Origin of the sequence: Azospirillum sp. 11R-A (genome assembly GCF_049472615.1) — a bacterium.
Lineage (GTDB): Bacteria > Pseudomonadota > Alphaproteobacteria > Azospirillales > Azospirillaceae > Azospirillum > Azospirillum palustre.
Genome location: NZ_JBCEBL010000034.1, coordinates 57,943 through 79,467, shown reverse-complemented (window position 1 = coordinate 79,467; position 21,525 = coordinate 57,943). Strand labels below are relative to the sequence as shown.

General features: G+C 67.6%; 18 protein-coding genes and 1 tRNA gene. 11 read left to right on the top strand and 8 right to left on the bottom strand.

Features of this window, described 5'->3' with window-relative positions:
* The coding region (gene sucC, locus VH569_RS30830) for an ADP-forming succinate--CoA ligase subunit beta (RefSeq protein WP_423320583.1) at positions 1 to 1,075 on the bottom strand (1,075 nt) is incomplete at its 3' end.
* A gap of 130 nt (positions 1,076 to 1,205) precedes the next feature.
* The gene (gene mdh, locus VH569_RS30825) at positions 1,206 to 2,174 is read right to left on the bottom strand and encodes a malate dehydrogenase (RefSeq protein ID WP_423320581.1); all 969 of its coding nucleotides are present in this window, start codon (positions 2,172 to 2,174) and stop codon (positions 1,206 to 1,208) included.
* A gap of 270 nt (positions 2,175 to 2,444) precedes the next feature.
* On the opposite strand from mdh, the gene VH569_RS30820 reads away from it, so the two are divergent.
* Complete coding sequence (locus VH569_RS30820; protein WP_423320579.1) at positions 2,445 to 2,939, top strand: hypothetical protein; 495 nt, start codon at positions 2,445 to 2,447, stop codon at positions 2,937 to 2,939.
* Positions 2,940 to 2,962: 23 nt separating this feature from the next.
* Here VH569_RS30820 and VH569_RS30815 read toward each other — a convergent pair whose 3' ends face one another.
* From VH569_RS30815 to VH569_RS30805, 3 genes are all read right to left on the bottom strand, one after another.
* On the bottom strand, positions 2,963 to 4,210 hold the full coding sequence (locus VH569_RS30815) for a DUF2336 domain-containing protein (RefSeq protein WP_423320577.1): 1,248 nt from the start codon (positions 4,208 to 4,210) through the stop codon (positions 2,963 to 2,965).
* Positions 4,211 to 4,371: 161 nt separating this feature from the next.
* Positions 4,372 to 5,280, bottom strand: a complete 909-nt coding sequence (locus tag VH569_RS30810) for a hypothetical protein (protein ID WP_423320575.1) — start codon at positions 5,278 to 5,280, stop codon at positions 4,372 to 4,374.
* A gap of 515 nt (positions 5,281 to 5,795) precedes the next feature.
* Positions 5,796 to 7,364, bottom strand: coding sequence for a lysine--tRNA ligase (locus VH569_RS30805; RefSeq protein WP_109048467.1), 1,569 nt, complete (start codon positions 7,362 to 7,364; stop codon positions 5,796 to 5,798).
* 219 nt (positions 7,365 to 7,583) lie between these two features.
* Here VH569_RS30805 and VH569_RS30800 point away from each other — a divergent pair, with 219 nt between their 5' ends.
* From VH569_RS30800 to VH569_RS30790, 3 genes are read left to right on the top strand one after another with little or no spacing between them, the layout of a single operon-like run.
* Positions 7,584 to 7,907, top strand: coding sequence for a DMT family transporter (locus VH569_RS30800; RefSeq protein WP_098740653.1), 324 nt, complete (start codon positions 7,584 to 7,586; stop codon positions 7,905 to 7,907).
* A 51-nt stretch (positions 7,908 to 7,958) separates the two neighbouring features.
* The gene (locus VH569_RS30795; protein WP_423320572.1) at positions 7,959 to 8,297 is read left to right on the top strand and encodes an ArsR/SmtB family transcription factor; all 339 of its coding nucleotides are present in this window, start codon (positions 7,959 to 7,961) and stop codon (positions 8,295 to 8,297) included.
* Positions 8,294 to 8,767 (top strand): SRPBCC family protein, encoded by a 474-nt coding sequence (locus tag VH569_RS30790; protein WP_423320570.1) that lies wholly within the window; start codon positions 8,294 to 8,296, stop codon positions 8,765 to 8,767. Before VH569_RS30795 ends, VH569_RS30790 begins: the two co-directional genes overlap by 4 nt.
* A 30-nt stretch (positions 8,768 to 8,797) precedes the next feature.
* Here the strand turns inward: VH569_RS30790 and VH569_RS30785 are convergent, their stop codons facing one another.
* The 3 genes from VH569_RS30785 to secA form a co-directional block, all read right to left on the bottom strand.
* Positions 8,798 to 11,572: an EAL domain-containing protein gene (locus tag VH569_RS30785; RefSeq protein ID WP_423320568.1), complete on the bottom strand. Its 2,775-nt coding sequence runs from the start codon at positions 11,570 to 11,572 to the stop codon at positions 8,798 to 8,800.
* 125 nt (positions 11,573 to 11,697) lie between these two features.
* A complete protein-coding gene (gene mscL / locus VH569_RS30780) occupies positions 11,698 to 12,171 on the bottom strand; it encodes a large conductance mechanosensitive channel protein MscL (RefSeq protein WP_423320567.1) in 474 nt (157 codons plus the stop codon).
* Between the two features lie 115 nt (positions 12,172 to 12,286).
* Positions 12,287 to 15,022 (bottom strand): preprotein translocase subunit SecA, encoded by a 2,736-nt coding sequence (gene secA / locus VH569_RS30775; RefSeq protein WP_423320566.1) that lies wholly within the window; start codon positions 15,020 to 15,022, stop codon positions 12,287 to 12,289.
* Between the two features lie 461 nt (positions 15,023 to 15,483).
* Here secA and VH569_RS30770 point away from each other — a divergent pair, with 461 nt between their 5' ends.
* The 7 genes from VH569_RS30770 to VH569_RS30740 all read left to right on the top strand — a co-directional run bounded on the left by VH569_RS30770 (position 15,484) and on the right by VH569_RS30740 (position 21,406).
* Positions 15,484 to 16,452 carry a peptidylprolyl isomerase gene (locus VH569_RS30770; protein ID WP_423320564.1) on the top strand — a complete coding sequence of 323 codons (969 nt, stop codon included), beginning with the start codon at positions 15,484 to 15,486 and terminating at the stop codon, positions 16,450 to 16,452.
* Positions 16,453 to 16,581: 129 nt separating this feature from the next.
* Positions 16,582 to 17,820 carry a bifunctional glutamate N-acetyltransferase/amino-acid acetyltransferase ArgJ gene (argJ, locus tag VH569_RS30765; RefSeq protein ID WP_423320562.1) on the top strand — a complete coding sequence of 413 codons (1,239 nt, stop codon included), beginning with the start codon at positions 16,582 to 16,584 and terminating at the stop codon, positions 17,818 to 17,820.
* A gap of 38 nt (positions 17,821 to 17,858) precedes the next feature.
* A complete protein-coding gene (locus VH569_RS30760; RefSeq protein WP_423320560.1) occupies positions 17,859 to 18,443 on the top strand; it encodes a GNAT family N-acetyltransferase in 585 nt (194 codons plus the stop codon).
* The gene (locus VH569_RS30755; RefSeq protein ID WP_199235252.1) at positions 18,440 to 18,883 is read left to right on the top strand and encodes a (deoxy)nucleoside triphosphate pyrophosphohydrolase; all 444 of its coding nucleotides are present in this window, start codon (positions 18,440 to 18,442) and stop codon (positions 18,881 to 18,883) included. The genes VH569_RS30760 and VH569_RS30755 overlap by 4 nt, the downstream gene beginning before the upstream one ends.
* Positions 18,884 to 18,947: 64 nt before the next feature.
* Complete coding sequence (locus VH569_RS30750) at positions 18,948 to 19,259, top strand: hypothetical protein (protein ID WP_423320558.1); 312 nt, start codon at positions 18,948 to 18,950, stop codon at positions 19,257 to 19,259.
* A 46-nt stretch (positions 19,260 to 19,305) separates the two neighbouring features.
* Positions 19,306 to 21,228, top strand: a complete 1,923-nt coding sequence (gene recQ, locus VH569_RS30745; protein ID WP_423320557.1) for a DNA helicase RecQ — start codon at positions 19,306 to 19,308, stop codon at positions 21,226 to 21,228.
* Between the two features lie 103 nt (positions 21,229 to 21,331).
* A tRNA-Thr gene (locus VH569_RS30740) sits at positions 21,332 to 21,406 on the top strand.
* Positions 21,407 to 21,525: the final 119 nt, after the last annotated feature.

Genomic DNA, 21,525 nt, shown 5'->3' with positions numbered 1-21,525 from the left:
CCAGGCGCACAACCAGCGGAACGTGCAGGTGCACTTCGCGCGCCGCGGCGACCACGCCCTCGGCGATCACGTCGCAGCGCATGATGCCGCCGAAGATGTTGACCAGGATGCCCTCGACGTTGCTGTCGGACAGGATCAGCTTGAAGGCCGCGGTGACGCGCTCCTTCGTGGCGCCGCCGCCGACGTCGAGGAAGTTGGCCGGCTCGCCGCCATACAGCTTGATGATGTCCATGGTGGCCATCGCCAGGCCGGCGCCGTTGACCATGCAGCCGATGTTGCCGTCGAGCTTGACGTAGTTGAGGCTGTGCTTGGCCGCCTCGATCTCCGACGGATCCTCTTCGGCCTCGTCGCGCAGCTCTTCCACGTCCTTGTGGCGGAACAGCGCGTTGTCGTCGAAGTTCATCTTGGCGTCGAGCGCCAGGATGTCGCCCGAGCCGGTGACGATCAGCGGGTTGATCTCGACGATGGCGCAGTCCAGGTCCACGAACGCCTTGTAGGCGGCCTGGATGAACTTGGCGGCGGCGCCGACCTGCTTGCCTTCCAGGCCCAGCGCGAAGGCGACCTTGCGGGTGTGGTAGCCCTGGATGCCGGTGGCCGGGTCGACCGCGACCTTGATGATCTTCTCGGGCGTGTTATGGGCGACCTCTTCGATCTCCATGCCGCCTTCGGTCGAGGCCATGATCGTCACGCGGCCGGTGGCGCGGTCGATCAGCATGCCGAGGTACAGCTCGCGCTTGATGTCGGCGCCTTCCTCGACGTAGAGGCGCTTGACCTCGCGGCCTTCCGCGCCGGTCTGCTTCGTCACCAGGACGCTGTTCAGCATCTCGGCGGCGTTCTTGCCGACCTCCTCGATCGACTTGACGACGCGGACGCCGCCCTTGCCCTCGGGGTTGTTCTTGAAGCGGCCGGCGCCGCGGCCACCGGCGTGGATCTGGGACTTCACGACCCAGACCGGACCGCCCAGCTCGCGGGCGACCGTCTCGGCCTCCTGCGGGGTGTAGGCAACGCCGCCGCGGGGAACCGCGACGCCGTACTTCTTCAGCAGGCTTTTCGCCTGGTACTCATGGATGTTCATCGGGCGTCCATCTGTTTTTTGTTTCGGCTGACGAGAACGGGTCGACTGAAGGACAAGACGGGCGCACCACCGGCGTCCACCCGGCCCGGATATGGGCCGGGCGGACGCCGGAGACCGCGCGATCCGTTCTTTAGGAAGCGGCCTTCTCGGCGTCCAGCTTCTTGACGACGTCGACCAGCGTCTTCACCGCGTCGACGGAGTTCTGGAACATCGCCTTCTCTTCGTCGTTCAGCTCGATCTCGATGATCTTCTCGACGCCGCCGGCGCCGATGATCGTCGGGACGCCGACGTAGAGGTCGTCCTGGCCGTACTGGCCGCTCAGGTGGGCGGCGACCGGCAGAACGCGCTTCTGGTCCTTGAGGTAGGACTCGGCCATCTGGATGGCGGACGCGGCCGGGGCGTAGAAGGCCGAGCCGGTCTTCAGCAGCTTGACGATCTCGGCGCCGCCGTCACGGGTGCGCTGAACGATGGCGTCCAGCTTCTCCTGCGTGGTCCAGCCCATCTTGACCAGATCGGGCAGCGGGATGCCGGCGACGGTGGAGTAGCGCACCAGCGGGACCATCGTGTCGCCGTGGCCGCCCAGCACGAAGGCGGTGACGTCCTCGACCGAGACCTTGAATTCTTCGGCCAGGAAGTAGCGGAAGCGGGCCGAGTCGAGCACGCCGGCCATGCCGACCACGCGCTCCGGCGGCAGGCCGGACGCCTGCTGCAGCACCCACACCATCACGTCGAGCGGGTTGGTGATGACGATGACGAAGGCGTTCGGGGCGTACTTGCCGATGGCTTCGCCGACGGTCTTGCAGACGCCGCTGTTGATGCCGATCAGGTCGTCGCGGCTCATGCCCGGCTTGCGCGGGATGCCGGCGGTGACGATCACGACGTCGGCACCCTCGATGACCGAGTAGTCGTTGCCGCCGGTCAGGCTGGCGTTGAAGCCCTCGACCGGGGAGGTTTCGGCGAGATCCAGCGCCTTGCCGGCCGGCATGCCTTCGGCGATGTCGAACAGGACGACGTCGCCCAGTTCCTTCTGAGCGGCGAGCAGAGCCAGCGTGCCGCCAATCTGGCCGGCACCGACGAGCGCAATCTTCTTGCGAGCCATGGAGCGTTCCCTAAAACGTTTGAGCGTCCCCCATTCAGCGGGAGACTAGAACCGTTGGTCATTCTAACGTCTTAGGGATCCAGCGCCCCGAGATTTCGGAAGCGTAGGTAGCGCGTTTTGTCGCGGAGGGCAAGCATGACCGCAAGCGGAGCATTGCAGCGTTGCGTCGCACCCCCGATGATCCTTTCCAAACGCCGGAGCGTTGGGCTTTATACGTATGGTTCGCGTCCGGTCCTTACCTTGTTCGAATATGGTCGAAGGAGAGCGCAGATGGCCAAGCTCGTGGCCCGTTTCATTCCCGGTCTGACCATGTCGCTGGCGCTTGCCGCCGGCATCGCCGGTGCCCTTGCCGCCGGTGGCGCCCAGGCCCAGACGGTCGGCGACTACACCGCCGCCATGGCCGCCGCGCCGATCACCGACCCGGCGGCGGAGGCCAGCGCCGCCTATTGCCGGCCGCTGACCAACTATGTCTACACCTCGATCCCCGACAACCAGCGCTCCAGCTGGGTGCTGCCGCTGGTGACGCTGGACGGGACGCAGTCGGCGGAGATCTCCGCCAAGCGCGACGCCTGCCTGAAGGTGCGCCAGCAGGCGCTGATCGCCTTCGACGCCGGCACCGGCGAGCAGATCGTCACCCCGGCCGAGGCGATGGAAGGCCCGACCGACCGCGGCCCCTATTACAAGGAGCCGTCGCCCGACGCCCCGGTGCCGCACACCGGCCGCGCCACGCCGCGCCAGCCGATGCAGCGCGGCGGCGTGCAGTAAGCTGAACGCCCAGGGCTGAGCAGTCAGGGTCCGACGCCGTAGCGTTCCAGGTGGCGGGCCATCTCGGCGGGGGACAGCGGGAAACCGCTGCCCTGCCGGGCGTTCAGCATGGCGCGCGGGTGGATGCCGGCGGCGCGCGCCTGGATCTGCATGGCGCAGCGCATCGACAGGCCGGCCCGCCAGACCAATGCTGTGACCGCCTGCGGGTCGTGGGCGTCGAGGATCAGATCCACCACCTCCGGTGCCACGCGGGCGCGCAAGGTCAGTGCCGCCCGCACGAAGCCGGTCTCGTTCCACGACATCGCATCGCTGAGCGCCGTTTCGTCGAGCTTCCCCTGCCGGTGCAGGCGGACGGCGCGGCGTTCCGGCGGTTCGGCTTGGTCGGGCGCCTCGGCCCAGTCGATGCGGCGGCGGGTTGTCGCGGCGATCTCCGCCACCGTGGCATCGTCGAGATCGCCACGGCGGCGCAACGCCTCGACCACCGCCAGATCGACGAAATCGGCCAGCCGCAGCGCCAGCCGGCGGGGCAGGGCCGGGCGGCGGGCCAGCTTCTCCCGCCAGTCGGGATGGTGGGCCGACTGCTCCACCAGCGCTTCCAGAGTGGGTTCGGCGATCACCGCACCGCTGTTGTCGAGCAGGATGCCGGTCGCCTCGGCATGGCCGCTGCCGGCGATGGCGTCGGACAGGGCGGCGCCGATGCTGTGGCGCCGGGCGATGGCCGACAGGGCCCAGCCGGCGGGGGCGGCGGCGACGATGTCCAGCAGATCCTCGTCGCCCAGCGCCGCGCAGCAGCGCAGCACCGGCTCCGCCACCGAGCGTTCGACATCGCGCGCCAGCGTCGCCACCACCGAGGGCGGGGCGCAGGCGATGTCCTTGATCGCCGTCGCCAGCGCCTCGCGCACACGGACGATGTGGTCACGGGCCAGCTGTTCCAGCGCGCGGGTCGCGACGGTGCTGACGGTGTCGGCGCCGCCCGGCGGCAGATCGGGCAGCAGCCGGCACAGCTTGCGGGCCAGGGTGGAGCGCACGTCGGCATCGCCCATGCCGGCCAGCCGCGATTCGACCAGAACGTCGCCGACCTGACGGGCGACGCTGCGTCCGGGCTGGGGGGCGGCAGCGGGGGGCGGTTCACGCACCGGGGGCGGCGCCGGTTCCGGCGACTCGGCGAACAGATAGTCCATCAGCTCGGGCGCGACGCCGCACTCCGTCTCCGGCGGGAGATGGGCGGAGGGGCGGGCCGAGGGACGGGACGGGGAGCGCCGGGCTGTCACCGGACCTGAAGCCTTGTGGTTGGGCCGCGGCCGGGGCGGAGCGGCAGCTGTGGGATCATGCGGACCATCGAAACGCTCCCCTGGTTAACGGCCCCCTAATTCGGCGGCGGTGCGGCCTGTGACATCCGGCCTGTGACATCCCGCAAGGTCGGCGGCGGACCTCAGCGCCGCTTGGCTGCCGGGGTGCTGCCCAGCATGCTGCGCTGCGCCAGCATCGGGCGCGGCATCTGCCGGCCGCCCAGCACGCGGACCGGCACGGATTGCTCCAGCCGGTGCTTGTCGAACTGGTCGAAGATGCGCAGCAGCGCCTCCGCCGTGCCCTCGCCATACTGGATGTCGGTGCGGGCGCGGCCCAGTTCCGTGCGCAGCCCGTCGCGCAGCCGGCCGAACAGCGCGTCGAACAGCGCCTGGAAATGCTCCTCGGCGAAGACGAAATGGCGCTCGCGCAGCTGGTCGGTCATCCGCCGCATGAAGGTCTGGCGCTGCTGGTGGAACTGGCGGAAGCGCAGCATCACCCGGATGAAGGGCGTGTCGGCCAGCACCGCCAGCGTTTCCTCATGCGCCAGCCGCTGCCAGACCTCGCCATCGCGGTCGGTCCCCAGCCGGTTGAACAGGGCGATGACGCTGGCGTTCATCGCCTCCCATTCCTTCTCATAGAACAGGGCGGTCAGGGTCGATTGCAGGCCGGGAAGGATGACCTGGGGAAAGCTGGCGCCGGTGATCGGGTCCATGCTGTCGGGCAGCCGGGTGCGCAGGGCCGAAACCATCAGGCGGGTGACGAAGTCGCGGCGGCGCCCGCCGGCCCCGATCTGCGGCGGCTCCTCCCCCATGGCTCCGGATCCGCCGCCGCAGCCCCCGCAGCTCGACGCCGTGCAGGATTGGCAGATCGAGGCGAACAGCGGCAGCACCGACGGCCAATGCGCCATCATCAACCCCATGGCGCGGGTGAATTCCTCGCGCGACAGGACGCCCTTGGCGGTGAATTGCGGCTCCAGCGCCTCCTGAAAGGTGCTGACCAGAGCCTGCGCCGTGCGATGGTGGCGTTCGAACGGCGGCTGATCGGCGGTCATCCCACGCCCTCCCTCCCGGTGCATCCCAGCCGGCCGGCGTGTGGGCCGGACGCGGTTACCGGAACAATTTATCCGGTATTTTATCTATCCTGGCTGTGACGGCCATCACAGGGCGGAGCCGGGACAGGGGGGCAAGGGGGCGCGGCAGGGGACAGGTGGGGTGCTGCGGGCAAAAAAAGGGCCGCGTCCCAAATGGGCGCGGCCTTTAGTCTAGGGAGGAAACGCACTGCAAAATGCAGTAACGAGGCGGAGTTTAAGCCCACAGCCGTGTTAGCGGTACCACGGTTTTCGTATTGGTGCGGTGCGACATCCGCATAGCGCGGTATGGAATAGAGTTTGGTTTGCCCAGCCCCTATGCGGGGAGGCAGCTTTCTGCCCGTTTCATGGGCAAGTGGCTGCTTGCGGGACGGGCGAACGATCAAATTCGAAAATCATCGCGCTAGGGAATGTTCGCAAACGAAAAAGGGGGCGTCTCGCGACACCCCCCTTTTCCCCATCCGATGCGGACCGCAGCGTCAGGCCGCCAGCTTCTCGCGGATCAGCGCCTTGGTCTCCTCGATGCCGTAAAGCTGGATGAAGGAGCCCATGCGCGGGCCGGTGGTCTGGCCCAGCAGCACCTCGTACAGCGCCTGGAACCAGGCACGCAGCTCGGTGAAGCCGTGGGCCTTGCCGACCTCGAACACCTCGTTCTGGATGACGTCGGCGCGGGCGTCGGCCGGCACGCTGTCGAGCTTGACCAGCAGATCCTGCAAGGCCGCGCGCTCGGCGTCGGTCGGCGCGCGGAACTGCTTGGTCGGCTTGACCTGATCCTGGTAGTAGCGCACGGCATAGCCGACCATGCTGTCGAGGAACGGGCTGTTCTCCGGCGTGGCGTCCGGCGCATAGCGGCGGATGAAGCCCCACATGGCGTCCTTGGTCTCGGCATTCGCCGCACCGGCCAGATTGAGCAGCAGGTTGAACGACACGTCGGAGCGCACCGCCGGCGGCTTGCCGTTGTGGATGTGCCAGGCCGGGTTCTCCAGCTTCTTCGCCGGCTCCTCGCCATGGACCCTGTCGACGAAGGTCAGATACTCGTCGACGGCGCGCGGGATGACGTCGAAATAGAGGCGCTTGGCCGACTTCGGCTTCTGGAACATGTAGAGGGCGAGGCTTTCCTGCGGCGCGTAGGCCAGCCATTCCTCCATCGTCAGGCCGTTGCCCTTCGACTTGGAAATCTTCTGGCCCTTGTCGTCGAGGAACAGCTCGTAATTGAAGCCTTCCGGCGGGGTGCCGCCGAGGATTTTGCAGATCTTGCCGGCGAGATCGGCCGACGGGATCAGGTCCTTGCCGTACATCTCGTAATCGACGCCGAGGCCGAACCAGCGCATGCCCCAGTCGGGCTTCCATTGCAGCTTCACATGGCCGCCGGTAACCGGAAGCTCGACACGTCTGCCGTCCTCGTCCTCGAAGACGATGGTGCCGGCATCGACGTTGCGCTCCAGCATCGGCACCTGGAGGACCCGGCCGGTCGAGGGGGAGACCGGCAGGAAGGGGCTGTAGGTGGCCTGACGCTCGGCGCCGAGGGTGGGCAGCATCACCGCCATCACCTCGTCGTAATGACGCAGGATGCCGAGCAGCGCCTCGTCGAAGCGGCCCGACTTGTACCAGTCGGTGGAGGACTGGAACTCATACTCGAAGCCGAAGCTGTCGAGGAAGGCGCGCAGCCGGGCGTTGTTGTGGGCGCCGAAGCTGTCATGGGTGCCGAAGGGATCGGGCACCTGGGTCAGCGGCTTGCCGATATTGGCTGCCACCATCTCCTTGTTGGGGATGTTGTCGGGGACCTTGCGCAGCCCGTCCATGTCGTCCGAGAAGCAGAAGAGCTTCGTCGGAATGTCGCTCATGGTCTGGAAGGCGTGGCGCACCATGCTGGTGCGCGCCACCTCGCCGAAGGTGCCGAGATGCGGCAGGCCCGACGGACCGTAACCGGTCTCGAACAGGACATAGCCTTTGGCGGGCGGAGCTTTCGCGAAGCGCGCGACCAGTTTGCGCGCCTCCTCGAACGGCCATGCCTTCGCCTGCAACGCCAGATCCCGTTCGCCGGTCATCGTCGGACCCTTTCGAAACCACAAAGATAAAGTTGGGAATGAGGGCAAAGACCCTAGGGCCGGCCGGGCGTGGCGTCAACCTTGGGCGTCCGGCACGAGAGTCCGGCGGGGTAGATGTTCCGGGCCACTTGCGGCACCCGGTCGGCCGGTCCATCCTGCGCGGCCCGCGGGATCGTCCCGTGGGATCGTCCTTAATGGGCGTCGGTGGGGTTCGGGGTGATGAGCTGGCTCTATCTGGTGGTGGCGATCCTGTTCGAGGTCGTCGGCACGTCGGCGATGAAGATGTCGGACGGGATGACGCGGCTCGGCCCGGCGGCGGTCGTGGTGGTGTGCTACGGCATCGCCTTCCTGCTGCTGGCCAAGGCGCTGCGCACGATGGAGGTCGGCATCGCCTATGCGATCTGGTCGGCGACGGGCACCGCCGCCATCGCCGCCATCGGCGTCTTCGTGTTCGGCGAATCGCTGACGGCGATGAAGGTGGTCGGCATCCTCCTGATCGTCGCCGGGGTCATCAGCCTGCACATGGCGAGCGGGCCGGCGTAAGCGCAATAGTTAGGCATTGACCTAAGTATTTTTCACCGGTAGGGTGCCGTCATGGATGCGGCACTCGACCTGACCTTCCGTGCGCTGGCGGACCCCACGCGCCGGGCAGTCGTCCAGGCGCTCGGGCGTGGCCCGGCGACGGTGGGCGATCTCGCGAAACCTTTCGACATGGCTCTGCCGAGCTTTCTTCAGCACCTGAAGATGCTGGAGGAGAGCGGACTTGTCGAAACGCGGAAGGTCGGACGGGTTCGCACCTGCACGCTGAAGCCGGAGGCGCTGGCGGCTGCGGAAAGCTGGCTGGACGCCCAGCGAAGCCTCTGGACCAAACGGCTCGACCAGCTGGACAGCCTGGTGCTGGACCTGAACGAACGGGAGGACGGAACGCCATGACCGTTATGGATTTCAATCCGCAGCTCGACCTTGAACTGAAGCGCGAGGTCGCGGTTCCGCCACGTCTGGTCTGGCGGGCCTGGACCGAGCCGGACCTGCTGATGAAATGGTTCACGCCGGCCCCCTGGCGGACCACCGCCTGCGAGATCGACCTGAAGCCGGGCGGCAAGTTCCGCACGGTGATGGAAGGGCCGAACGGCGAAAGGAACGACAACACCGGCTGCTTCCTGGCCGTGGAGCCCGAGCGGCGGCTGGTCTTCACCGATGCGCTGGGGCCGGGCTTCCGTCCGACCGGCGGCGGTTTCATGACCGCGTCCGTCACCATCGAGCCGACGGCCGGCGGCACGCTCTACACCGCCGTCGCCTTCCACAAGGACGAGGCGGCGAAGACGCAGCACGAGGAGATGGGCTTCCACCACGGCTGGGGCGCGGCGCTCGACCAGCTCGTCGCCCTGGTGAAGGGCCTGTAGGAACAGGGGCGGCCTACACCCCGACCCTGCCTACACCCCGACCCTGAACGGGTTCACCTGCCGGGCGGCGCGCTCCACCGCCTCGGCGGGGCCGGGGCGGCCGAGGAAATAGCCCTGGGCGAAGTCGCAGTGCAGGCCGCGCAGGGCCTCCAGCGTCTCGGCATCCTCCACGCCTTCCGCCACGGCGGTCAGGTTCAGGCTGTGGGCCATCTGTATGACGGCGGCGGTGATCTTGGCGCTGTCGTGGTTGCGGGTGAGGTCGGCGACGAAACTGCGGTCGATCTTCAGCTTGTCCACCGCCAGACGGCCGATGTAGGACAGGTTGGAATAGCCGGTGCCGAAATCGTCGATCGACACCTGCACCCCCATCGCCTTGATCCGGCGCAGATTGTCCATCACCAGGTCGGTGTTCTGGATCAGCATCGATTCGGTCAGCTCCAGCTCCAGCAGCAGCGGGTCGAGCCCACTGTCGGCCAGCGCCCGCGTCACCGTGCGGACGAGGTCGTTGCGCTGAAGCTGCAAGGCCGACAGGTTGACCGCCACCGACAGCGGCAGCCCCTGGGCGTGCCATTGCGCCGCCTGCCGGCAGGCCTCGGTCAGGACCCAGGCGCCGATCGGCACGATCAGGCCGCTGTCCTCGGCGATCGGGATGAAATCGCCGGGCGGGACCATCCCCTTTTCCGGGTGGTTCCAGCGCACCAGTGCCTCGGCACCGGTCACGGCGCCGGTCTCCAGGCTGATCTGCGGCTGGTAATGGATCAGGAACTCCCCCCGCTCCAGCGCGCGGCGCAGGCCGCTGCGGGTGGACAGGTGGGCCACCGCCTCGGCGTTCATCGCCTCGGCATAGAAGCGGTGGGTGTCGCGGCCGGCCGCCTTGGCGTGGTGGAGCGCGGTGTCGGCGTTCTTCAGCAGGGTGGCGAAATCCTTCCCGTCGGCCGGGGCCATGGCCACGCCCGACGACAGGGTGAGAGTCAGTTCCTGCCCGCCGACCTGGAAGGGGGCGGCCATCGCCTCGTGCAGGGAGGCGACGGTTTCCACCACGGTGTCGATGTCGGGCTTGCCGGACAGCAGCAGGATGAACTCGTCGCCGCCGCCGCGGCTGACCGTGTCGGTCTCGCGCACCGCCGCCTTCAGCCGGTCCGCCACCGCGCGCAGCAGCGCGTCGCCGACGGCGTGGCCCAGGCTGTCGTTCACCGTCTTGAAGCGGTCCAGCCCGCAGGCGACCAGCGCCACCAGCCGGCCGTTGCGCTCCGACCGCGCCAGCGCCTGCTCGGTGCGGTCCTGCACCAGGATGCGGTTGGGCAGCAGGGTCAGCGCGTCGTGGCGCGACAGATACTCCATCCGCTCCTGCGCCGCCTTGCGTTCGGTGATGTCGCGGATGAGAACGAGAACCCGGCGGTCGTTGCCGTCGATGACGGCCCGCCGCATGCTGACCTCGATCCAGAAAGTCGAGCCGTCCAGCCGGCGGGCATGCCATTCGATCAGTTGCGGCTCCCCGTCGCCCGCCTTGCCGCGCCAGTCCGCCGCCACCGCCGCCGTGTAGGGCGGCTCGCCCGAACTGAGCATTCCGACATCGATGTCCGACAGCGGCACCTCGCCCACCCGGTACATCTCCCGCATCCGGCGGTTCACCTCCAGGATGGCGCCGCTGTCCAGATCGTGGATGACGATGCCGTCGTTGACGCTGTCGAAGATGGTGCGGACGCGCTCCTCGCTGGCGGTCAGGGCGGTGACGGCGGTGCGCAGGCTCTCGGTCTTGCTTTCGACCTGCCGGCGCAGCAGCAGGACCCAGACCAGCGCGCCGGCGCCCAGGACGGCCAGCCCGGCCAGCAGCTTGACCAGCAAATCCATCGTCTGCGGGCTGACCAGGCCGGTGAGCGGGCGGCCGAGCCAGCGCTCCTCCACCGCCTTGCGCTCGTCCGGGGCGATGCGGGCGAAGCCGTCGACGATCAGGCGGAACAGGGCGGCGTTGCCCTTGCGCACCGCCCAGTGCAGTTCGCCGGTGTAGAGCGGCTCGGTGTAGCGGAAGCGCCCCTGCACCCCGCGCTTGGTCATGTAATAGCGGGCGGAGGGGTCATCCATGCAGAAGACCCGGGTTTCCTGGCGCGAGGCGGCATCGACCATCGCCTCGAAACCGGGATAGCGCTGGAAGGCGGCGATGCCCTGGTCGGCCAGCCATTCGATACAGAAATCGCCGTCCTTCACCCCGACCGTGAAGGCGCGCAGCGAATCCACCCCGGTGATGCCGCTGAGGTCGGCGCTGAACCAGATCGGCACGTCGACGCGGGCGTAGGGCTTGGAGAAATCGTAGATCGCCTCGCGGGCGCTGTTGCGGAAGATGGTCTCGATGACGTCGGCGTCGCCCTTGTCCATCGCCTGCCGGGCGAGCCCCCAGTCGAGCGGCATCATCCGCACCGGAATGCCGGTCTTCTGCGACCACAGCATCCACATGTCCTTCACGATGCCGACATGGGTGCCGTCCGGCGTGTGGAAGCTGTAGGGCGGGTAATTGTTGTCCAGCGTCACCCGGATTTCGGCCGGGCGGGGGCCGGTCTCCGGAAGCTGGGCTGGCACCGGCGTGTTGATCGCCGCCGCCGGGTCGCCGGCCAGAAGCGACAGCAGCAGGATCGCCAGCAGCCGCGAGACCGCGGTCCGCGCGCTGCGGATCGCCATGGGAAGCGCCATGGGGATCGCCTTGGGCCTCATCATGGAGGCACCCCGGGCGGAACGGTCGATGGACAGCGCGTGGCGGACATGGACATGGCCCTTGTCGAGGTCATGGACAGCGCAGGCATGCGAGGCCATCTCCTCGCCGCCATCGCCAGCTTATCGAAGAAGGTAACCCGTTCGACGCGCTGCGGCAACGAGGGGTTCTTGCACGTTTGTGACAAGCTCCCGCGCCGACGGCAGCCGGTGCGCCCGGCAAGGGATCAGGGCGAGCGGTCGGCGGGTGGGGCGGCGGGCCGGGGGGTGGACTGATTGCCGGCCCGGTCGTTCGCCTGGGCGCGCAGGGCGTCGCGGATTTCCTCCAGCAGCTGTTCCTGCCGCGGCGGCACCTTCGGCGTTTCCCTGTGCAGGATGTGCAGCCGGTTGACCTGCCGGACGATCATGAACAGGGCGCCCGACACGATCAGGAAATTGATGCAGGCGTTGATGAAGCGGCCGTAGTTGATGGTGGCCGCACCTGCCTTCTCAGCGGTCTGGAGCGAATCGTACTGGCCGCCCGACAGGTTGAAGAAATAGTTGGAGAAGTCGATGCCGCCCATGACCCAGCCGATGGGCGGCATCAGGATGTCCTTGACCAGGGAATTGACGATTCCCGTAAAGGCGGCACCGATGATGATGCCGACCGCCAGCTCCACGACATTGCCGCGGCTGATGAATTTCTTGAATTCTTCGAACATGGCGTCCCGTTTCTCCGTGGTCACGGAAGGGAAACGGGACGGAGGAGGGATGGTTTCATAAGGCCCCCTCTTCCCCCGGACAGGATCGGTGGAAGAGGGGGAATGACTTCGACCCTCAGGCCATGCGGCCGTGGCAGTGCTTGAACTTCTTGCCCGACCCGCAGGGGCAGGCGGCGTTGCGCGGGGTGTTTTCCATCACCTCGGCCGGCAGCGGCTGGTCTTCCGGCGTGCCCACAAGCGAGGAGGCGAGCGAGGAGGCGCGGACCATGCCGTCGGGCAGCGCTTCAGCATCGCCCGCCATCGCCAGCGCCGGGTCCATGCGGCCCTCGTGCATCTCCTGCATCTGGCGGGCGAACAGCTCCTCCTGCGACGGCGCCATGCGGATTTCGACATGCATCAGGATGGTGGTGACCTGCTCGCGCAGCGCCATCAGCATGCTGTCGAACAGCTCGAAGGCCTCGCGCTTGTACTCGTTCAGCGGGTCCTTCTGGGCATAGGCGCGCAGGTTGATGCCCTGGCGCAGATGGTCGAGCTGGAGCAGGTGGTCCTTCCATTCCTGGTCCAGGATCTGGAGCAGGATGCTCTTCTCGACATGCCGCATCGTCTCGGCGCCATAAGCCTCCTCCTTGTCCGCATATTTGCGGTCGGCGGCCTCGCGCACGCGCTCCTCGATCTCCGGCTCGGCGATGCCCTCTTCCTTGGCCCACTCCTGGACCGGCAGGTCCATGCCCAGCACGCGGTTGACCGCCTCGTGCAGGCCGTCGATGTCCCACTGCTCGGAGTAGCTGTTCGCCGGGATCGCCGTCGACACCATGTTGGCGATGATCTGGTGGCGCATCTCGCGGATTTCCTCCGCGATGTCCTCGCTCTCCATCACCTCGTGGCGCTGCTCGTAGACGACCTTGCGCTGGTCGTTCATGACGTTGTCGAACTTCAGCAGGTTCTTGCGGACCTCGAAGTGGTGCGCCTCGACCTTCTGCTGCGCCTTTTCCAGGGCCTTGTTGATCCAGGGATGGATGATCGCCTCGCCTTCCTTCAGGCCGAGACGCTGGAGCATGCTGTCCATCCGCTCCGACCCGAAGATGCGCATCAGGTCGTCTTCCAGCGACAGGAAGAACTTGGAGGTGCCGGGGTCGCCCTGACGGCCGGAACGGCCGCGCAGCTGGTTGTCGATGCGGCGGCTCTCGTGCCGCTCGGTGCCGATGACGTAGAGGCCGCCGGCCTGCTTGACCTTCTCGCGCGCTTCCGCGATCTCGGCCTCGATCTGCTGGATGCGGGCGTCGCGTTCCGGGCCTTCCGGAATGTCGGCCAGCTCGACCTCGATCCGCATCTGGAGATTGCCGCCCAGCTGGATGTCGGTACCGCGGCCGGCCATGTTGGTGGCGACCGTCACCGCACCGGCGCGGCCGGCCTGCGCCACGATGTAGGCTTCCTGCTCGTGGTGGCGGGCGTTCAGCACGTTGTGCGGGATGCCGCGCTTGGTCAGCAGCTCCGACAGCAGTTCCGACTTCTCGATCGAGGTGGTGCCGACCAGGACCGGCTGGCCGCGCTTGCGCGCGTCCTCGATCAGGTCGGTCATCGCGTGGTACTTCTCGGTCGCGGTGCGATAGACCTCGTCGTCATGGTCGATGCGCTTGACCGGGACGTTGGTCGGCATGTCGACCACTTCCAGCCCGTAGATCTCGCCGAACTCCGCCGCCTCGGTCAGCGCGGTGCCGGTCATGCCGGCCAGCTTCGGGTAGATGCGGAAATAGTTCTGGAAGGTGATGGAGGCCAGCGTCTGGTTCTCGCGCTGGATCGTCACCTTCTCCTTGGCTTCCAGCGCCTGGTGCAGACCCTCGGAGAAGCGGCGGCCGTCCATCATGCGGCCGGTGAACTCGTCGATGATGACGACCTTGTCGTCCTTGACGATGTAGTCCTTGTCGCGCTGGAACAGCATGTGGGCGCGCAGCGCCTGCTGCGAATGGTGGACCAGCGCCACGTTCTGGATGTCGTAGAGCCCGCCGGTCTTCAGCAGACCGGCCTCGGCCAGCAGCTGCTCCATATGCTCCTGGCCGGCTTCGGTGAAGCTGACGGTGCGGTGCTTCTCGTCCTTCTCGTAGTCCTCGGCCACCAGCATCGGGATCAGCCGGTCGACCTGGACATACATCTCCGACGAATCGGTCGAGGGGCCGGAGATGATCAGCGGCGTGCGCGCTTCGTCGATCAGGATCGAGTCGACCTCGTCGACGATGGCGAAGTTGAAGGGCCGCTGGACCAGCTCCTCCAGCCGGAACTTCATGTTGTCGCGCAGATAGTCGAAGCCGAACTCGTTGTTCGTGCCGTAGGTGATGTCGGCGGCGTAGGCGGCGCGGCGCTCGTCGTCGTCCAGCCCATGGACGATGCAGCCGGTCGACAGGCCGAGGAAGCCGTAGACCCGCGCCATCCAGCCGCTGTCGCGCGAGGCGAGGTAGTCGTTCACGGTGACGACGTGGACGCCCTTGCCTTCCAGCGCGTTCAGGTAGACGGCCAGCGTGGCGACCAGCGTCTTGCCTTCGCCGGTGCGCATCTCGGCGATCTTGCCGCTGTGCAGCACCATGCCGCCCATCAGCTGCACGTCGAAGTGACGCTGGCCCAGCACGCGCTTGGCCGCCTCGCGCACGGTGGCGAAGGCGTCGGGCAGGATGTCGTCCAGCGTCTCGCCCTTGGCCAGCCGTTCGCGCAGCCAGTCGGTGCGACCCTTCAGCTGGTCGTCCGACAGCGCGGCGACCGACGGCTCCAGCGCGTTGATCTGAGCCACGGTCTTGTGCAGCGCCTTGACCGCGCGCGTGTTGGCGGTGCCGAAAATCTTGCGGGCGAGAGCGCCGAACATGAAAACCTCGGGAGTAAAGCGGAATGTGGGCCAGCCTATCGACGGGTCTCACATAGGACTATGGCAAGGCGCTGTCAACGAGACCGGGCCGGCTGGGGCGCCGTTGCGGCATTTGCGCAGAGGGCGGGGCGGGAGTGCAGAGCGGGATGCGGGGCGGCGGCAGGGCGGCGGCAGGCCCCTTGGGGGCATGACCGTTTGATGAATTCGCGTCCAGAAAGCGCCGCGGCGGTTGGCTGGCGCCGGTGGGGGCTGGTATCCCCTGCGGCGGAACACAGCTAATGGGCGGTGGCCGCGTGCGGGACAATGGGGACCCTTGCCCCGCGCGGCTTAGCCATGCTTAATCCCCTGCGGAATCGGGCGCGGAGCGGCGGATGGCTCCGATGCCGCAGACCATGCGAAACGGGCGCCGGCCCATCGGCCGCCCATTTGTGAAGCATCCGCCGGAAGGAAACAGACACGCCATGGTTCAACGAGTGTTCCGCACCGCGCTCCTGTCGGTTGCCGCCTGTGGCATCGCGCTGGCCGCCCACGCCCAGACGCCGGCTCCCGCCACCCCGGCGCCGGCCGCTCCGGCCCCGGCTGCCGCCGCTGCTCCGCCTCCGGCCGCCCCGGCCGATCCGGTGGTCGCCCGCGTCAACGGCGAGGAGCTGCACAAGTCGGACGTCACCCGCATGGTCTCGCAGCTGCCGCCGCAGGTGCAGCAGATGCCGATCGAGATGATCTATCCGGCGGTGATCGACCAGCTGGTCAGCGGCAAGCTGGTCTCCTCGGCCGGCTACAAGGCGGGTCTGGCTGATTCGGCCGAGGTGAAGGACGAGATCAAGCGCGCCGAGGAGCGCGCGGTGCAGCGCGCCTACATCCAGAAGGAAATCAAGGCCCGCGTGACGCCGGAGGCGCTGAACAAGGCCTATCAGGACTACCTGAAGGAGAACCCGGCGCAGGAGGAGGTCAAGGCCGCCCACATCCTGGTCGAGAAGGAAGACGAGGCCAAGGCCATCATCGCCCAGCTGAAGAAGGGCGGCGATTTCGCCAAGCTGGCCAAGGAGAAGTCCAAGGACGCCGCTGCGGCGGCCCAGGGCGGCGACCTCGGCTACTTCACCAAGGATGCGATGGTCGAGCCCTTCGCCAATGCCGCCTTCGCCATGAAGCCGGGCGAGATCAGCAAGGAGCCGGTCAAGACCCAGTTTGGCTATCACATCATCAAGGTCGAGGACAAGCGGACCCAGCCGCAGCCGACGCTCGACGAAGTGAAGCCGCAGCTGGAGCAGACCCTGTCGAAGGACATGGTCACTGCCCTGGTCGAGGAACTGCGCGGCAAGGCGAAGGTCGAGACCTTCCAGCTCGACGGTTCGCCGATGCCGAAGGAAGAGCCGGCCGCCGCTCCGGCCACCCCGGCGCCTGCCGCTCCGGCGGAACCGGCGAAGAAGTAAGCTCCGGCGCTCAGGCTCCCGTCGCCCCTTTTCCCGCACCTGCGGAGAAGAGGGCGATGGGGGCCTGAGGCTCCGCATTTTCATCGCTCCACCACGCCACCACCACTCCCCACCACGGGAATTTCCTTCATGGCCACGACCCTCTCCCCCTTGGCTCCCGCAAGCTTCCCGACGCTGCCGCCCATCGCGGGCGTGCGCATCGCCACGGCGAACAGCGGCATCCGATACAAGGGCCGCGACGATCTGCTGCTGGCCGTGCTGGATCCCGGCACCAGCGTGGCGGGCGTGCTGACCCGGTCGCTGACCTGCTCGGCCCCGGTGATCTGGTGCCGCGACAGCCTGCCCAAGGGGTCGGCGCGCGCCGTGGTGGTGAATGCCGGCAATGCCAACGCCTTCACCGGCAAGGCTGGCGACGCCACCGTGCAGGCGACCGTCACCGCCGCCGCCGAGCTGGCCGGCTGCGCCCCGGACGAGGTCTATATCGCGTCCACCGGCGTGATCGGCATCCCGCTGGCCGCCGACGCCATCGGCAAGTGCCTGGCGCCGATGGCCCCGAGCCTTGCCGCCGATTCGGCCGCGTGGGAAAAGGCCGCCCGCGCCATCATGACCACCGACACCTTCCCCAAGGGGTCGGTGCGCACCGCCAGGATCGGCGGGACGACGGTGACCATCGCCGGCTTCGCCAAGGGTTCGGGCATGATCGCGCCGGACATGGCGACGATGCTGGGCTTCGTCTTCACCGACGCCGCCATCGCCGCCACCGCGCTGCAGGACATGCTGTCGGAGTTCACCGAGCGCACCTTCAACGCCGTGACCGTCGATGGCGACACCTCGACCAGCGACACGCTGCTGCTGTTCGCGACGGGCAAGGCGGGCAACGCCCCGGTGGCGAGCGCCGATGCCGCCGAGCTGGCGGAGTTCCGCGCCGCGCTGGAGGATCTGCTGCTCGATCTGGCCTTGCAGGTGGTGCGTGACGGCGAGGGGGCGACCAAGTTCATCGCCATCACCGTGCGCGGCGCCGACAGCGACGCCGCCGCCAAGCGGATCGGCATGACGGTGGCGAACTCGCCGCTGGTCAAGACCGCCATCGCCGGCGAGGACGCCAACTGGGGCCGCATCGTCGCCGCCATCGGCCGCGCCGGTGAGCGCGCCGACCGCGACCTGATCAGGATCACCGTCGGCGGCACCCTGATCTGCGCCGAGGGGATGGAGGTCCCGGGTTACGACGAGACGCCAGTCACCGCTCACATGAAGGGCAAGGAGGTCGACATCGACATCGACCTCGGCCTGGGCAAGGGGACGGCGAAGGTGTGGACCTGCGACCTGACCCACGGCTACATCGACATCAACGGCAGCTATCGCAGCTAATGGCTTGGCGGAGCTGACGGTTTGGCGGAGTTGACGGCTTGACAGGCGGCGGAGCGGAGCCCTGGCCCGGCAGCGTTGCGACGCCGCGGCTGCTGCTCCGCGCCTTCCGGCATGAGGACGTGCCGGACTTCGTGCCGCTGATCGGCGACTGGGAGGTTGTGCGCTGGCTCGCCCGGGTCCCGCATCCCTACACGGTTGCCGATGGCCATGGCTGGGTGGAGCTGGCGGCGCGGAACCATGCCGACCGCGCCGCTCTCGCCTTTCTGGCGGTGCGGACAGCCGATGGCGTCCCTGTCGGCAGCGTCGGGTTGCAGCTGGACCTTGACCGGCCCGACAGCGCCGAGATCGGCTATTGGGTCGGCACGCCGTACCATCGTGCCGGCTATGGGCTGGAGATGGTGACCGCGATGCTGGGTGTCGGTTTCGATCCGCTCGGCCTGTCGCAGATCTGGGCCGCCACCGATCCCGACAACCTGCCGTCCCAGGCCTTGCTCCGCAAAGCCGGTTTGCGGCAGCGGGGCGAACGCCGGCAAGACTTTCCCGCTCGCGGGCGAAGCGTGTTGGCGCCCTGTTTCGAAATCACCGCCGCCGAGTGGCCGGCCCGCCGAGAGGGTTCCGCATGACCGCCTGTTTCGATCCCAGCTCCACCCCCGCACCCGGCTCGCTGCCGGTTCTGCTGGTCGTCGCGGTGGCGCTCGTCGATGCCGACGGGCGCGTGCTGCTGGCCCAGCGCCCGCCCGGCAAGTCGCTGGCCGGCCTGTGGGAATTCCCCGGCGGCAAGGTCGATGCCGGGGAGACGCCGGAAGCCGCGCTGGTGCGCGAGTTGAAGGAGGAACTGGGCATCGACACGGCGGCCAGCTGCCTCGCCCCCTTCACCTTCGCGTCGCACAGCTACGAGCGTTTCCATCTGCTGATGCCGCTCTATGTCTGCCGGGTGTGGGAAGGCGACGTGATGCCGCGGGAAGGGCAGAAGCTCGCCTGGGTCTATCCGAACCGGATGGGCGATTACCCGATGCCGCCGGCCGACGTGCCGCTGGTGGCGATGCTGCGGGATCTGCTGTAAGGCGCGATACCGCGCGTTGAAAATCGGCCTGCGCGGTTGTATATTTTTCGGAGGTGGCCGGCGGATGTTGCTGCACCCGCCGGCACGCTTCCAGTGCTTAGCGCCGGATCAGGCGGATCTCGATCCGCCATCTCCGCCACTGGAGCACCAGGAAGAACGGCATTTTGCTCATGCCACCTTCCTCCTTCTGAAACGGCGGATGGACCACCCATCCGCCGTTTTCAGTCTGCACGTGAACGATGAGCAGACGCTACCTTTCCACACCAATGTGTGGTGGCGCCCGGTGGCCGTCCGGGAAGGTCCGACCTTTGTTCCCGGACGCGACCCTTTGCGGCTTTGCCCCGGAGGCGATCTGTGCGACATGATGGGGCGTTGAGACGACAAGCCGGATCTCCGGCACCACTTTCCTGAACCGCATCGGCGTGGATTCGTTGTTTTCCTACGGCAATCTGGGCGCGTCGGACGATGCGCCCGGTCAACCGCCGGCCACGGCGCTCGAAGCGCTGCGGACGGTGTTCGGCTACGACTCCTTCCGCGGCCAGCAGGCCGACATCATCGACCATGTGGTGCGCGGCGGCGACGCGCTGGTGCTGATGCCGACCGGCGGCGGCAAGTCGCTGTGCTACCAGATCCCGGCGCTGGTGCGCGACGGGGTGACGGTGGTGGTGTCGCCGCTGATCGCCCTGATGCGCGATCAGGTGACCGCATTGCGGGAACTGGGCGTGCGCGCCGCCTTCCTCAACTCCTCCCTCGGCCCGGCCGAGGCGCGGGAGGTGGAACGGGCGATGGTGCAGGGCGAGATCGACCTCGTCTATGTCGCGCCGGAACGGCTGGTGACGCCGCGCTTCCTCGACCTGCTCGACCGCACCCGGCTGGCGCTGTTCGCGCTGGACGAGGCGCATTGCGTGTCGCAGTGGGGCCATGACTTCCGGCCCGAATATCTGCAGCTGTCGATCCTGCACGAACGCCACCCGATGGTGCCGCGCATCGCGCTGACCGCCACCGCCGACGTGCAGACCCGCGCCGAGATCAAGGACAAGCTGGGGCTGACCGACGCCCGCGTCTTCCTGTCCAGCTTCGACCGGCCCAACATCACCTACCGCGTGGTGCCGAAGAAGAGCGAGCGCCAGCAGATGCTGGCCTTCCTGCGCGACAACCATCCGGAGGATGCCGGCATCGTCTATTGCATGTCGCGCAACAAGGTGGAGGAGGTCGCGGCTTGGCTGAATCAACAGGGCCGCGAGGCTCTGCCATACCATGCCGGGCTGCCCGCCGAGACGCGCGAGGCCAACCAGGACCGCTTCATCAAGAGCGAAGGTCTGGTGATGGTGGCCACCGTCGCTTTCGGCATGGGCATCGACAAGCCGAACGTCCGTTTCGTCTGCCACCTCGACCCGCCCAAGAGCCTGGAAGCCTATTATCAGGAGACCGGCCGCGCCGGCCGCGACGGACTGCCCGCCAATGCCTGGATGGCCTACGGCATGGCCGACGTGGTGATGCTGCGCCAGATGCTGGAGCAGTCGGAGGCGGGCGACAGCCACCGCCGGGTCGAGCGCGGCAAGCTGGAGGCCCTGCTGGGCTTCTGCGAGACGTCGGACTGCCGCCGTCAGGTGCTGCTGAACTATTTCAACGAGACGCTGCCGGAGCCCTGCGGCAACTGCGACACCTGCCTGGACCCGGTCGAGACCTGGGACGGCACCATCGCCGCGCAGAAGGCGCTGTCGGCGGTCTACCGCACCGGGCAGCGCTATGGCGCCGGCCATCTGATCGACGTGCTGGTCGGCAACGCCACCGAGAAGGTGGTGCAGCAGAACCATGACCAGCTGAAGACCTTCGCCGTCGGCAAGGATCTGACCAAGGTCGAATGGCAGTCGGTCTACCGCCAGCTTGTCGCGACCGGGCTGCTGACCGTCGATTTGGAGGGCTATGGCGGTTTCCGCCTGACCGATGCCGGGGTGGCCGTCATCAAGGGGCAGCGGGTGGTGAAGCTACGCAAGGACCCGGTGCTGGAACGCCGCCGCGGCGTCCACGACGCGCTCCGCCGCCACACCGCGCGGGGCGGGTCGGTCGGCGGGAGCGGGGAGGGCGTGTCGCGCTCCGGCGCCCGCGGAGCGCTGTCGGCGGCGGACGACGCGCTGTGGCATGCGTTGAAGGACTGCCGGACGGCTCTGGCCAAGGCGCAAAGCGTGCCGCCCTATGTGATCTTCCACGACAGTACGCTGTTGGAGATGGTGGCCCAGCGCCCCCGCGACCACGCCACCTTCGCCCATCTGCCGGGGGTTGGCGGCCGCAAGCTGGAGCGCTACGCCGACGCCTTCCTGGAGGTGATCCGGCAGCATGGTTAAGGCTTTCGGGTGCATGGCAGGTTTGAGGACGGCCGGCCGATTTTTCCGAAATTCACCGCTTGCATCCCGGCAAGCACCTCGCTATGTTCCGCGCCACAACGACGCCGCAGTAGCTCAGGGGTAGAGCAACTGATTCGTAATCAGTAGGTCCGGGGTTCAAATCCCTGTTGCGGCACCAGTTTCTAAGGCCCTGAAAGCAAACAGCTTTCGGGGCCTTTTCATTTCCGGCAGATGTAGCGTTTTCCCACCTGCAAAATTTGCGTTTTCCCACTTGCCCATTTTCGCCGTTCCGGCAGC